We start from the raw sequence: 13,140 nt of genomic DNA on the forward strand, positions 1-13,140 counted from the left end.
GGAAATCCTTTGATCAAGAGCTAGGGAATTTAGTAGATATGACTAAGGAAGTTCTAAATCGCTTGGAAAGCATGATAAGTGATAAAAATATATTAATTGGAATGCACCGAGAGAAATAATCGTTATTCACGAAAAAATATAGATGGAGGAAGCTTTGTTAAACCTGTTGAAGAATGCAATAGAACATTCTAAACCAGGTGGTAACATAATGATTCAGGTCAAAAATTCTCCAATCTATATCGAACCAGTGATCCAAGATTTTGGAGAGGGAATTTTAGCTGAAGAATTACCTCATATTTTTGAACGATTCTATAAATCAAGTAGTTCTAAAAAGCTTGGCTCGAATGGAATTGGGTTGGCACTTGTCAAAGCTATTATTTAGGCTAACTAACATATTGTATGTTTCAGTATCTATTTTATAAAAAAGAAAATAGATGTAACGGTCCTCCTTTTAATAAAAAAATCCTATAAAAATATAGTGCTCTTAAAAAATTTTGTTACAAATTTGTTTTGTTTGACTTTAAAAAAGGAAAGTAATATTTATTTGTAGAAAATTTTTAAGGATAAAAATAGGATGAATATCCATGGTAAGAAAAAGGGGGCACTTAAATGTTAACAAATGATTTAGATTTTCGATTAGAACCACGTTTAAAAGAACTGTATGAACAACATAAAATAAGAGCGCAGAAGATAGACTGGGCTTATCATGAGTTTTTACCATGGGATAAGGGAATGGACTTTAAAAGAGTTCCTTGGGATGAAAGTCAAGTTACTCTCCCTTCTGGTGTAATTACGGCCATTGAAACAGCTTTATTAACAGAAGTGAATTTACCATGGTTTACAACGTATTTATCTGCGACTTTTAAAGGTTCCCTTTCTGTTATTACAGACTTTATTCATACTTGGACCTCAGAAGAGGATCAACATTCGAATTTATTAGAGACATATTTACTACTCACTCGAAGTGTAAACCCTAAACGTATACATGAATTAAGAAAATCAGTCGTTGAGTGTGGATTTGAGCCTGATTTTCATACACCAATCGAAGCCATGACATATACGACGCTACAAGAACTTGCAACAATGGTGTTTTACAATAATGTAGCTAAGGTGGCAAGTAAGCATGATCCAGATCTTGCTACATTATTACGCCGTCTTGCAAAAGATGAAACACTTCATTATGCGTTTTATCGAGACGTTATTCGAACACATTTAGAATTGGAACCAAATTATTGCTACCATATTGCCAATGTGATTAGGAATTTTAAAATGCCAGGTGCCGTCATGCCTGATTTTGAAAATAGAATGGCTGTGATTGCAAAAGAAGCAAACTATGGCCCACTACAATATTTTGATCAAGTACTTGATGTAGTGGTTGAGTATTGGGGGTTAAAAGATTTACGACCAATTGCCCCTCTAGCAGAAAAAGCAAGAATTGAGATTTTGGAGTATCATATAAGATTGAAAAAAATACGGGATCGATTTGGCCGTTTTCAAGGGGAAATTGATCTACGTTAATGGGTGGAGATTTCAGGATATACGCGTATGGATTCCCTTTTCTTTTATTGGAAATCTCGAACGCTCTTTGGTATTTTACGGCTGTTTTACTTGATTTAACTTTTGAAGAAAAAAGTAATTGACACCTAAAATGAACTTGTGATATTATTAAATATTTGATAAAAAACAACATATGTGTTAAGCTTGAAAAGGTTACCACATATGGAGGTGGATTATATGTTTCAAATTGGCGATAACATTGTTTATCCAATGCACGGAGCAGGTATAATTGAAGCCATAGAAGAAAAAGAATTCTCAGGGGAAAAACAACAGTATTATGTCATCAAAATGTCAATCAGTAATATGCAAGTCATGATTCCTACGGGTAAAATATTGAATTCGAATATACGCCCAGTTACTGATATACTTGCATTAAAACACATTATACACATTTTTCAGCATGAAGAATCATGTAAATTACTGCCGTGGAAACAAAGGCATAAAGTGAACACGGACAAAATAAAAACGGGTGAAATACAAGAAGGTGCTGAAGTTGTACGCGATTTAATGCGTATGAAGAAAGAAAAAACACTGAATACAAGTGAAAAAAAATTGTTGGATGATGCATATAAGTTTTTGGTCAGTGAACTAGAATTAATTAAAGGAATCACTGAAAATCAAATAAAAAGTTTCTGTTAAGGTTTATTATAGATAATGTATTATATTTCCCGAAAACATCCTGAATTTTTCGAGAATATGATGAGTATTAAAAGTAAATCATTTCAAAGACATTCAATTTCTTCAACTCACTTTTAGAGTAGGAACCTCTTTTGTTATTACTTCAATCTAATCCATTTTTATTTTTAAATTTATTTTACGAACATTCGAAGTTTCATTAAATAACTCGATTAAATAGTCACTTGATTTTTGCAATCCTGATTCACACTGGCACGGACAAGGAGCCGTAAGGATGAAAGAGAGGTAGGGCTTTCATTGTTTTAGGTAATATACTATCTAAGTCATTATTTCTAGAAGAAAAAACAATCAATCTCACCGCCAGCTTTAAGAGTTCCTTACATCTACTGAGACAGTGAATAGTAATTGTTTATCTTCTTTACGTAAAATTGATAAACGAACTGGTAACACCATATGGTAAACTACAAAAAATGGTTTCCAGACCAAGAAACCATTTTTTATTTTATTTACATAACAATAGTAAATTAAGCAGTAAGAAGGAGTCCGCACATGAAAAAAATGTTAACAAAAGAATTAAGTAATGAATTAAAGAAGCGAGAAGGGATTATTTCTATTACAGTTGAGCCTTATGAAAAAATCGAAGTTGGTGGAATTCGTGTAGATGGACCAGCTATTATTCTAATTAATCAAGAATAGGTAAAAATAGTTGCATGCAAGGAGAAAAGGATCAGCCTTTAAGAAAAGGGGGATCCTTTTTGCTTGCTGCAGCTAATATGGGATATACATAACTTTTATCTGATGTGTTGGGCTTAAAAGGAAGGAGAGGATGGAGATTATCATGGTGGAAAGCTTAATATTGGTAGGATTTCTTTTTACGTTATATAAATTAGTTGATAAAAAAACAAACTAATTATTTAAAACGATAGATTGTTTCCTTTTTAAGGGCGAGATTTATCTGAGAGTGAAATGGATCATCTAAAGGAGGAATTAAAATGGATGCAAGGAAAGAACGCATAAAATACGAGAAGATGTCAAAGAATTATGATCGTATTTATTTAGTTTCGTTTATCCTATTAATTGTACTTGTTTGTAGTAGTGTGATTATCATAGGAGCTACAGGCGGAAAATATGGAGTATTTTTATTGTTAGCAATTTTACTTAACGCACGTATTACGAAAGAATCTCAAAAAAAGTATGAGCACTATTCTAATAAAGGGCGTATTTAAAATGATACATAACCAGAAAGGAACAACCTAGATGTATATTCAAAATATCCCTTTATCATCTCCTATTAACTAGTAAAAGTAACTTTATATAAATCATTTTTTTAGCAATGTAGAAATAGAAACCGTACCCTATTAAAATGTTATTTCCGTCCATATAATGAATTATCCTTCTAGCATATTTATAAGATTTATATCATATATTAGTAGAAAGAATGCAAGTTAGAAAGGAGTTTTATAGAATGAGTTATTTGGAGGGAAATGACTTTAGTAAACAAAATATGGTAAGTGTGCCTAATCCCTATGTATATCAGACATTACAATCAGTAATTGGTAAACATGTGGTTATTGAAACTGTAAGAGGCAATATAAGAGGTAAATTAAAGGATGTGAAACTAGATCATTTGCTCATTGAAGATACGGTGCCATATATTGTACGCATTCAACAAATTGTATGGATTATGCCAAAACAATAATCACATGTAATTTGATTTATAATAGATTAGCATTATAGAGCATCAAATAAAAACACAGGGTTTTATCTCTGTGTTTCTTCAAATTTTCGTTTTTGGATATATGCTTGAGCATGGATAATTTCTTTCTGAAGTTCTTTTAATTCTTCCGTAGATCCAGATTCAATCCTCATGTACGTAGTAACTAGACTAATCATCATATCCATCTTCTCTACTATATTTTGAATGACCTGTTCAGATTGCTCTTTTTTAGGGTGTTGTATTGCTATTAGAGCATTTTCTATATAATTGTTCTTTCTTTGCTGGATATCATAAATAAACTGTTTTGTGTTTGAGTTCATTTGTTATTCCTCCGTTTTGGATATACTACTATTCTATCATATTTGAATGGTGAATATTAGATTCCCCTAAATATACACCTGTCACATACATCTCCTCAAATATAGAAACTAATTCCTTAACGTACAGGGAGCTAATTAAACTATGTTAATTTTGTGTCTAAACGTACAATTTTTGTTTTTGATATGGTGAGCCCTAATTGTAGTGCCCAATCCGATGTAAATTCCTCAATAACAACAGATTTTTCCATATCTCTAATACCCTTATGTATTTTGTGCTTGAATATAATATCAGATTTAGATAAGCAAAACTATTTCAAGTGAATAGAATCCACTCTTTAAGAATACATAAAAAATATATATACAAGTGTATTCTAATCACTGCATCATTGGTGAAAGTAGAATTCTATAAATTTTGGAGGAAGAGATATGCAAAAAAAGGTTCTCCTGTTTACAGATTTAGGGATTGATGATGCGTTTGCTATACTGTACACCTTTTTTCGTAAAGACATTCAACTTGTAGGAATTGTGGCCGATTATGGAAATGTATCAAGAGAAGATGTAATAAGAAATATTAACTATTTAAAGTACATTGCGGGAAGAGAAGAAATACCTGTATTCCTTGGTGCTTCTGTACCGTTGACAGGTATAGTGATTCAGTATTTCCCTGAGGTACATGGAAAAGTTGGATTAGGACCTATTATTCCACCTGAAATTTCATATCCAGTTTATCCTTTAAATGATATTTATCAAATTATAGAATCAAATTTAGAAGATCTTACAATTATCAATTTAGGAAGACTTTCTTCGCTAGCTACGACTTTTGTATTAAATTTAGAAACAATGCGAAATGTAAGAGAATGCATTTGCATGGGGGGAGCTTTTTTCTATCCAGGTAACGTAACTGCTGTGGCTGAAGCTAATTTTTACGCAGACCCTTATGCAGCAAACTTAATTCTGCAGCATGCAAAGAACTTGACGATTATTCCTTTAAATGTGACTCAACACGCGATTGTTACACCCGAAATGGTCCAGCAAATTGATGCATTTCATCGGAGTACACAGGATCTTGCAGGACTCATCATCAAACCTATGTTAGATTATTATTATAATTTCTACTCCAAGTCTAATCCTGGTATAAGTGGAAGTCCTATGCATGATTTTGTAACAGTTTGGTATTTGCTAAATCAAGACGCTGTTAGTCTTTCAAGAGTACCTATTAAAGTAATCCCTGATCAAGGAGAAGGATTTGGTCAAAGCATTGCAGATTTTCGTTTTGTTACTAATCCAGGCTATAAAACGCATAATGTAGCTTTTCAGTTTGATTATGAAAAATTTAAGAAAGATATTATGGAAACGTTCCTAAAGAAGAGAGTGTAATAGACTTTATTAACTTCAGATAATACGGATTATGAGAATCAAATGTCACTTAACTTAACTGTAAATATCAAATTAACAAAACAAGTTCCCCTAAAATAAAAAAGACGTTGACTTCTCTATGTAATTAACTGTCGTTTCATGTCCAGCGATGATGAATAGCCAAATTGTCGAAAGAAGCTCGTTCTTATTCAACTTGTTTTCTTGCTCTCTTGTTTGAATGAGATCGTTTATCAAATCAGAATCAGGATTTAGACGCTTTTCGTTAAGTAATGTCTCAATGTAATGAATAAACTTTTAAGTGTTGTTTTAACTTCAGTTCCCTGAATAGGTTCCACAGAGGTGTCCATGAGTTTTTTGTCTATTTGCGGAACTGGTTTCGATCAGTGGCGGGAATCCCAAGCACCTCTGAAATGAAAATAATGGGTAGTGGTTAAGCAAAATCTGCAATAATTTCCATCTTTCCTTGTTCTTGTACAGCAACTAACAATTCGTCGGCAAGTTGCTGAATACGGGAACGAAGGTCCTCAATCATACGTGGTATAAAGGGTTTAGAGACCATCCGACGCAGGCGAGTATGATTAGGAGGATCTACCGTAAGCATATTCGGACTCTAGATTCTACAACATTTCAACTTACAGACAAGTTTTCTTGACATATACATTATTTTAGACAAGCCTTTTATAATGCATATAGGGTAAATTGTTAAATTTTGATTTTTTATATGTAAAATGATAATAAAGTTATTTAATTTCAAAAGTCCAAATAAGTATAACCCGATCTAAATTTAGATCGGGGTTAAAAATATAGTTGTTTAATCTTGATGTAAGAAACGTCACTAGATTGAAAAATATAACAAAAAAGTTATTGAAAAATGAATCTTTTCACTTGATATATATTTCTTCTGGAGCATTTATACATTTTCATAGTAACCAACCAGCTAATCAATATGATTCCTGCAAAAAGTAATAGTAAATTACTATACAAATGAGTGAAAGAATTAGCATTCATAGGTAGTAATTTTCGGTTTAGCAAATGTATCGATAATAATCCACCTACAATCGCAATCCCCATTCCTTTCGTTAGAAAGCCTGGGAAATTAAGCAAACTCATTCTAGTACCAGCAGCCTTTTGTTCCAAACTACTGAAACACTGATAGAGATAACTGTTTTGGTCATGAACTCACTGTTGTAATATGTCTAGTGTGTCTTCATGGTATGTTTCAAGAAAAGGCCGAATGGCATATTCAGCGTTATTCCTTTTCGTTATTTCATACATGGTGTTGAATGAGGTTTCAAAATCGTTCAGACCATATTTTTCAACGTATTTTGCGATAGGCATGTACATATATCCGTTTGTGAATGTGCCTACTTCTGTTGTATTTTCTGGTCCTAATGTTTTCAGTAATATATGTATTGCTACATTAAAATCTTTTTGTAAAGCATTGTGTAATTCATCTGCTATTACTTCAATACGTTGTTTTAACTCTAAATTTTCAACTTTATATGTTACAGAATCTACAAAGATTCTTTTAGAAAAATTAGGATCGTGTTTACAAATAGAATCAGCTATTTTCTCTGCTAATTCTTCATTAAATAAAAATTTTAACGGAACATATTTACCCATTTTTTCACCTCGGTGGTCAAATGAAAACAATTTTTATTTTTTAATCGACAATCCATAAACTAAAGTCTCACTCGGAGTCGTAATACTAAAACCTGTCGTCTTATAATCAAGTTTCACTGTATCACCAGTGTATTCTTTCGTGAATGAATCCATTTGTACGATAAGCTCTACATCTTCATATACAACATCATCTGCGTTATATGTATCCCAAATTAAATCGACATCAACGAAAATACTACAAGAGTTCGTCATTGTTCCTCTAATGCGAACGATCTTTTTATCTTCACGTTCTAATCTACGTATAGCTGCTTTTGCTTCATCAGTAATACGAATGTTCATTGTATCCCAACCTTTATTTATATTTCCTTTATTATTGCAAAAACAGGAGCAATAATAAAGGAAAGAGGTTTGCAACAAAAAACGAGCAAACAAATTTGTTTGCTCGTTTCACTTTATTTTAGTTCACATTTATCAAGTGGAATCACTTTTGTTTTTTTCGTAAATTTATAACCTAACCATAGTACTAAGAAGAGTGGTAAACCGATGTAAGAAACGAGTACACCGTTCCAATCAATTGCTTCACCCATAAATGCGCCGTAGTTTTGTCCTAAAATTACGATGATACAAAGTGTAAATGCGAAGATTGGACCGAATGGGAACCATTTTGCTCTATATGGTAAGTCTTTTAAATCTTTTCCTTGTGCGATATATGCTTTACGGAAACGGTAATGACTAATTGCAATTCCGACCCATGCGATAAAACCAGACATTCCAGATGCGTTTAATAACCAAATGTATACAACACCGTCACCGAATAAAGAAGCAATGAAAGCAATACTACCAACAATTGACGTTACGATTAATGCGTTAACAGGTACACCGCGGCTATCTAATTTACCAAGAAACTTTGGTGCTTTTCCTTGGCGAGCTAAATCCCAAAGCATACGAGTTGATGCATACATACCAGAGTTACCAGCAGATAGTACAGCAGTTAAAATAACAGCGTTCATAACAGAAGCAGCAAAGGCAACGCCCGCTTTTTCAAAAATAAGTGTAAACGGACTTACTGTTACATCACTTGCAGCAAGGCTTTCAGTTGTATAAGGAATTAGTAAACCGATAACGAGAATCGCAAGGATATAGAATAAAAGAATACGCCAAAAGATTGAACGAATTGCTTTTGGGATATTACGTTCTGGATCAGATGTTTCACCAGCAGCTACTCCTAATAATTCAGTTCCTTGGAAGGAGAAACCAGCTGCCATAAATACACCGATAATTGCCATGATACCGCCGTTAAATGGTGCATCTGCAACTGTGAAGTTTTTAAATCCAACAGTTTCGCCGCCCATAATTCCGAAAATCATCATGAAACCAACAATTAAAAAGATAATAATAGTAACTACTTTAATAAGTGCGAACCAATATTCAGATTCACCAAACCCTTTAACAGATAAATAGTTTAAAAGGAAAATAATAGCTAAACATAATCCACTCCAAATAAGAGAAGGAGTATCTGGGAACCAAAATTTCATAATTAATGTTACAGCTGCAAGTTCAGCAGCAATCGTAATTGCCCAGTTATACCAATAGTTCCATCCAAGTGCAAAGCCAAGTGATGGATCAACAAATTTTGTTGCATACGTACTAAAAGATCCAGTAACAGGCATGTAAGCTGCAAGTTCAGCTAAGCTTGTCATTAAAAAATAAACCATAATTCCAATTGCGGCGTATGCAATTAATGCGCCACCAGGTCCAGCTGTATGGATGACACCACCGCTGGCAAGAAATAGTCCGGTACCAATTGTACCACCGAGAGAAATCATCGTAAGGTGACGAGATTTTAATCCGCGTTTTAATTCACCTTGTCCTTGTGTAGTTTGCGTTTTAGAGGTAGATTGATTTGTTGCGCTATTCATGTTCAACACTCCTTTTCTTGTAGGTTAGGAAGGAGCGGGGGAGAAAAATACAAAAAACCGCCAAAGGAATTTGGCGGAACGTTTCACAAATAACCACCCCATCATACCCTTCCGTTAAGATAGCACCCCACGTTTACACGGTAATTTGTAAACGTGACAGTTCTGTTCCTTTCGGAGACAGCCCCAGCTCATATTTCCAGAGAAGAAATATAAACTTCGGCAACCTTTCCTTTCAAACGGAGTTGGTGACATTCTCTGTGTCTCGTCCGTTTTACTCATAAAAGTCGCAACCTCTACCTCATCGGATTGATGAGGATTTGATATATTGCTAAGATTTTTAATATATGGCAATTGTAATGACTTTCTGAATATATTGCAAGATATTTTGTTAGGAAAAGTCAAAAAATATCGGTTATTGTATAGGAAACGCTTGCAAAACTCCACCCGAACCTACTGTTATGTAACAAAAAAAAAAGAAAGAAATTGTTATACAAATGTTTCGCAAAAAATATTGAAAAATCCTTTAAAATTAAAAGAAAATTCAGAAAATATAATTCGACATAACTATCAAAAGAGGATTATTCCTTAAATTCGTTTCAAAGAATAAGTATAAATCTGATGAATAGAATGAATATTCTTTTTATTTGTGATAAAATTGAGGCGTTGTTTAATTGAAAAGACCTGCGGTAGTATGTCAACTGAAAAATAATATATTTTGAAGTTATCAAAGGACAAATTGCTTAAAAAAGACATCACGAAACTAGACCAGCACCGCATGTAAAATACTGGAATTGATTGAAAGGTAGCGATGACAAGTTTTATGTCACACTTTCACACACCTTTCAGGCGTAAAGAGTTGGTGATTACGTAGTAGCGCATCCACCAATCGCACAAATTTTCTTGCGGTTAGAACGAGTGCACGTTTGTGTTGATGTTTTGGTACTTCATTATACTTTTTTGCGTAATATTCTTGGTATTCCAATACATGCTTTCTTACAGAGTTGGCGGCTTCAACTAAGTAATACCGCAAGTAATGATTCCCATTACGAGATAATGAAGTATTTTCAGCGGTGAACCGGCCAGACTGGTATGTACGCCAATATAACCCGGCATATTTTGCGATTTTGGTTTCATCGTCAAATCTTTCGATTTGGCCAATTTCAGCGATAATACCAGCGGCATATATAGGCCCGATTCCAGGAATGGATTCTAATGTTTGCGTTAATCCAGCCATGATCCGCTTAATAGATTTTTCTAGTTCTTTAATTTGTCTTTGATAGGTACGAATGATTTCGATTGATGTTCCTAAAAGAATATCGATTGAGTCTTCTACCACCTTATCTAAACGGTACGACGTGCGAACAGCCTTTTGAATGGTTGATGCGACACATTTCGGGTCACCAAATCGATTTTTACTCTTTTCCTGTAGGAACTCAGCGAGTTCCTCTAAAGGCATGTCAGCTAGCTCTTCTAGACTGAATTTTTCAAGGAACAATTCCATCATGGCGTTACCAAATATAGAAGAATCGACTTCTTGTGAGAACGTATTACATTTATAACTTAGGTGTTGTAGAAAATGTTGTTTCTCCTTTGTCAACATTCTAACGAGTTGATAACGAGCTCTTGTTAATTGCTGTAATGCCACGTATTGACTTTCTTTCACGATGGACATTTGATTTCGCCCAAATCGTAAATAATCAGCGATGACAAAGGCATCAATTTCGTCAGTCTTATTCATGTCTGAATAACTTTTCTTGAAGTTTGCGACTTGTTTTGGATTTAGAAGAAATACCTTTGTGCCAAATCTTTTTAAGTCTTCGTCATGATGGAGAAACATGGATGGGTGAAAACTGTAAACAGATGTAGATTCTAAGCCGATTTTTAAAGTTTCAACCTCTTGATTGGTTGTGCACTGTAATAATCGTTCTTTAAGTACCTGTGCACCTGGTAAGTCATTACTGACTGAAAAAGAATCTAGCTTTTCTCCTTCACCATTTAAAAAGCAAACTTTCATATCAAACGAACTTACATCTAGACCAACAAATAATCTCACGTAAGAGACCTCCTTTCGATTTAGAATCATTGCTTGGACGTCTCGAGATATCTCTAGTGTGTACGCCGACCAACAACCTCGTGTATAAGAGCTAGTCCTGAATCGAAAGCCGCCCTAGAGCTACTAACATCTAGGTTCGAGGATCAGGCTGCTCAGCCTGCGAGTAGGGAGCCCCGCGCGTTCACTGAGAAACACTCTTTTCGTGTGGTAAATCCACAGGGGAATACAGAATTGTCCCAAATGATCCTAAGACCATTATCTAGAAATATCTTGAGACGTCCAAGTATTTTCTTTATTACTGGACTCTTATTAGAGAGAAAAACTAAGCCTGAGATAGGGCTTAAATATTAATATACGAGGGGAAATCAACATGAAATTAGAAACAGAAAGACTCTATATAGTACCGTGTACAGAAGAGAGTATGCAAGTTGCTAACGAGCAAGGATATAACAGTGGTCCGCATATTGTAGGGCATGTAGAAAATGTAAAACAAAATAAGGTTTTATTACCTTGGGGCGCGTGGTATGTCATTCGCAAAGAAGATGACATCGTTCTAGGTGATATAGGATTTAAAGGGAAACCAAATGAGGAACATACAGTAGAAATTGGTTACGGATTTATTGAGAAATATTGGAATAAAGGGTATGCGACAGAAGCTGTAAGAGAATTAATAAATTGGGCTTTTCAAACAGGAGAAGTAGAAACGATTATTGCGGAGACACTTCTTGAAAATGATAGCTCGATTCGTGTATTAGAGAAATTACATATGAAGAGAATTGACACTACAGAAACGATGATTAATTGGAAAATAAAAAAATAAAAAATACCGCTCGAAGTATATCGGGCGGTATTTTTGTCGTTATGGTAGCATTTGTTTTTGATCATTCGGATATCCGGCTGTCGATGCGTTAGAACGCTTGGAATGATTGCGAACAGCAATGAAAATAGAAATAATAACGACAAGACCAACTGCCACGTAAGAAAGTGAAATAATAGTTGGATCCACTTTAAATGTAGTCAGCAGTGTACGTATATTCGTAAAGATAATAAGACCACCAACTAATACCCCAAGTAAATGTGCTGGAACGATACGAACTAACCATGCAGCAATTGGAGCTGCGACAATACCGCCAAGCATTAAGGCAAATACCCAAACCCAGCTTACTTGTTCCCAGCCAAGTGAGATGAAGAAACCAATTGTTGCAGCGAGTGAAACAGGAAATTCACTCGTATCTACAGATCCAATAACTTTTCTAGCTTCATTTCCTCTTGCTAGAAGAACGGGTGTCGTAATCGGCCCCCAGCCACCGCCACCAGTTGAATCAACGAATCCAGCGAATAAACCAAGCGGCACAAGTTGTTTTGCAGACATACGTTTATTTGAAGCAACAATTTGTTTTTGAAGGACGAATCGTAATAAAATATAAACCCCTAAAGTAAATAAAAAAACGGAAATGTACGGTTTAATTACATCGCCAGGTAAATTACTTAAAAAACATGCCCCAACAAATGCACCAATTGCTCCAGGTAATGTAAGTCTGGAAACTGTATATTTATCAACGTTTCCAAATTTGATATGAGATGCACCGGAAGCGGCGGTTGTAACGACTTCAGCTAAATGAACAGAAGCGGAAGCTACAGCCGGTGCGATACCAAACATTAATAATAGTGAGGTAGATGTTACCCCATACGCCATTCCAAGTGCCCCATCAATCAATTGAGCGAAAAATCCGATAATAGCAAAGACAATTAATTTCTGCATAAATAATCCCCCTGTAATAATAAATGAAAAAGGCACTTTTCCCGTATGAGAAAAGTGCCTTTGGTTTTTCCAATCAGCAATAATTAAATTTGTTTCATTATAATACATATTAATCGTATAAATCAACTGGGTTTTAAAGTTTTTTGAATTGAATGAAAGAAAAATAAAATATACAA

Annotated in this window: 12 protein-coding genes, 4 pseudogenes and 1 riboswitch; of the genes and pseudogenes, 8 read left to right on the forward strand and 8 right to left on the reverse strand. The window is 34.3% G+C overall.

All coding sequences use genetic code 11. The features are described from left to right. Positions 1–5 precede the first annotated feature (5 nt). From MHI28_RS01490 to MHI28_RS01515, 6 genes and pseudogenes are all read left to right on the forward strand, one after another. Positions 6–379: pseudogene (locus MHI28_RS01490) on the forward strand (sensor histidine kinase); the annotation flags it as partial. A 230-nt stretch (positions 380–609) separates the two neighbouring features. Then, positions 610–1,518 carry an acyl-ACP desaturase gene (locus MHI28_RS01495; RefSeq protein WP_000957093.1) on the forward strand — a complete coding sequence of 303 codons (909 nt, stop codon included), beginning with the start codon at positions 610–612 and terminating at the stop codon, positions 1,516–1,518. Between the two features lie 216 nt (positions 1,519–1,734). Then, positions 1,735–2,196: a CarD family transcriptional regulator gene (locus MHI28_RS01500; RefSeq protein ID WP_000486293.1), complete on the forward strand. Its 462-nt coding sequence runs from the start codon at positions 1,735–1,737 to the stop codon at positions 2,194–2,196. Between the two features lie 546 nt (positions 2,197–2,742). Further along, entirely contained in the window at positions 2,743–2,889 is a 147-nt protein-coding gene (locus MHI28_RS01505; RefSeq protein WP_000738546.1) for a BC1881 family protein, read from the forward strand. Between the two features lie 296 nt (positions 2,890–3,185). Beyond that, positions 3,186–3,419 carry a hypothetical protein gene (locus tag MHI28_RS01510; RefSeq protein ID WP_000340032.1) on the forward strand — a complete coding sequence of 78 codons (234 nt, stop codon included), beginning with the start codon at positions 3,186–3,188 and terminating at the stop codon, positions 3,417–3,419. Positions 3,420–3,658: 239 nt separating this feature from the next. After that, positions 3,659–3,892, forward strand: a complete 234-nt coding sequence (locus MHI28_RS01515) for a YuzF family protein (RefSeq protein ID WP_000120816.1) — start codon at positions 3,659–3,661, stop codon at positions 3,890–3,892. 62 nt (positions 3,893–3,954) lie between these two features. Here MHI28_RS01515 and MHI28_RS01520 read toward each other — a convergent pair whose 3' ends face one another. Beyond that, a complete protein-coding gene (locus MHI28_RS01520) occupies positions 3,955–4,230 on the reverse strand; it encodes a hypothetical protein (protein ID WP_001087712.1) in 276 nt (91 codons plus the stop codon). A gap of 426 nt (positions 4,231–4,656) precedes the next feature. Here MHI28_RS01520 and MHI28_RS01525 point away from each other — a divergent pair, with 426 nt between their 5' ends. Further along, on the forward strand, positions 4,657–5,607 hold the full coding sequence (locus tag MHI28_RS01525; RefSeq protein WP_001170286.1) for a nucleoside hydrolase: 951 nt from the start codon (positions 4,657–4,659) through the stop codon (positions 5,605–5,607). A gap of 117 nt (positions 5,608–5,724) precedes the next feature. On the opposite strand, the pseudogene MHI28_RS01530 reads toward MHI28_RS01525, so the two are convergent. The 6 genes and pseudogenes from MHI28_RS01530 to MHI28_RS01555 form a co-directional block, all read right to left on the reverse strand. Continuing rightward, a pseudogene (locus MHI28_RS01530) lies at positions 5,725–6,214 on the reverse strand (cytochrome P450); the annotation flags it as partial. 254 nt (positions 6,215–6,468) lie between these two features. After that, positions 6,469–6,779, reverse strand: a pseudogene (locus MHI28_RS01535) (tetracycline resistance MFS efflux pump); the annotation flags it as partial. A 10-nt stretch (positions 6,780–6,789) separates the two neighbouring features. Next, positions 6,790–7,230, reverse strand: a pseudogene (locus tag MHI28_RS01540) (hypothetical protein); the annotation flags it as partial. 33 nt (positions 7,231–7,263) lie between these two features. Further along, complete coding sequence (locus MHI28_RS01545; RefSeq protein WP_001026197.1) at positions 7,264–7,569, reverse strand: iron-sulfur cluster biosynthesis family protein; 306 nt, start codon at positions 7,567–7,569, stop codon at positions 7,264–7,266. Positions 7,570–7,682: 113 nt separating this feature from the next. After that, positions 7,683–9,149: an amino acid permease gene (locus MHI28_RS01550; RefSeq protein WP_001083394.1), complete on the reverse strand. Its 1,467-nt coding sequence runs from the start codon at positions 9,147–9,149 to the stop codon at positions 7,683–7,685. Between the two features lie 112 nt (positions 9,150–9,261). Continuing rightward, a riboswitch (Lysine riboswitch) is annotated at positions 9,262–9,453 on the reverse strand. 519 nt (positions 9,454–9,972) lie between these two features. Continuing rightward, positions 9,973–11,202: an IS110 family transposase gene (locus MHI28_RS01555; protein WP_100909797.1), complete on the reverse strand. Its 1,230-nt coding sequence runs from the start codon at positions 11,200–11,202 to the stop codon at positions 9,973–9,975. Between the two features lie 370 nt (positions 11,203–11,572). On the opposite strand from MHI28_RS01555, the gene MHI28_RS01560 reads away from it, so the two are divergent. Further along, positions 11,573–12,022, forward strand: coding sequence for a GNAT family N-acetyltransferase (locus MHI28_RS01560; RefSeq protein ID WP_000764637.1), 450 nt, complete (start codon positions 11,573–11,575; stop codon positions 12,020–12,022). Positions 12,023–12,061: 39 nt separating this feature from the next. Here MHI28_RS01560 and MHI28_RS01565 read toward each other — a convergent pair whose 3' ends face one another. Then, positions 12,062–13,072 (reverse strand): sulfite exporter TauE/SafE family protein, encoded by a 1,011-nt coding sequence (locus MHI28_RS01565; RefSeq protein ID WP_002082558.1) that lies wholly within the window; start codon positions 13,070–13,072, stop codon positions 12,062–12,064. Positions 13,073–13,140 lie beyond the last annotated feature (68 nt).

Source organism: Bacillus sp. FSL K6-0268 (assembly GCF_038005425.1).
Lineage (GTDB): Bacteria > Bacillota > Bacilli > Bacillales > Bacillaceae_G > Bacillus_A > Bacillus_A thuringiensis_S.

Coding starts and splice junctions, on each gene's coding strand:
- MHI28_RS01515 (WP_000120816.1), top strand. CDS start 3,659: ATGAGTTATTTGGAGGGAAATGACTTTAGTAAACAAAATATGGTAAGT.
- MHI28_RS01520 (WP_001087712.1), bottom strand. CDS start 4,230: ATGAACTCAAACACAAAACAGTTTATTTATGATATCCAGCAAAGAAAG.
- MHI28_RS01495 (WP_000957093.1), top strand. CDS start 610: ATGTTAACAAATGATTTAGATTTTCGATTAGAACCACGTTTAAAAGAA.
- MHI28_RS01525 (WP_001170286.1), top strand. CDS start 4,657: ATGCAAAAAAAGGTTCTCCTGTTTACAGATTTAGGGATTGATGATGCG.
- MHI28_RS01545 (WP_001026197.1), bottom strand. CDS start 7,569: ATGAACATTCGTATTACTGATGAAGCAAAAGCAGCTATACGTAGATTA.
- MHI28_RS01550 (WP_001083394.1), bottom strand. CDS start 9,149: ATGAATAGCGCAACAAATCAATCTACCTCTAAAACGCAAACTACACAA.
- MHI28_RS01560 (WP_000764637.1), top strand. CDS start 11,573: ATGAAATTAGAAACAGAAAGACTCTATATAGTACCGTGTACAGAAGAG.
- MHI28_RS01500 (WP_000486293.1), top strand. CDS start 1,735: ATGTTTCAAATTGGCGATAACATTGTTTATCCAATGCACGGAGCAGGT.
- MHI28_RS01510 (WP_000340032.1), top strand. CDS start 3,186: ATGGATGCAAGGAAAGAACGCATAAAATACGAGAAGATGTCAAAGAAT.
- MHI28_RS01505 (WP_000738546.1), top strand. CDS start 2,743: ATGAAAAAAATGTTAACAAAAGAATTAAGTAATGAATTAAAGAAGCGA.
- MHI28_RS01565 (WP_002082558.1), bottom strand. CDS start 13,072: ATGTATTATAATGAAACAAATTTAATTATTGCTGATTGGAAAAACCAA.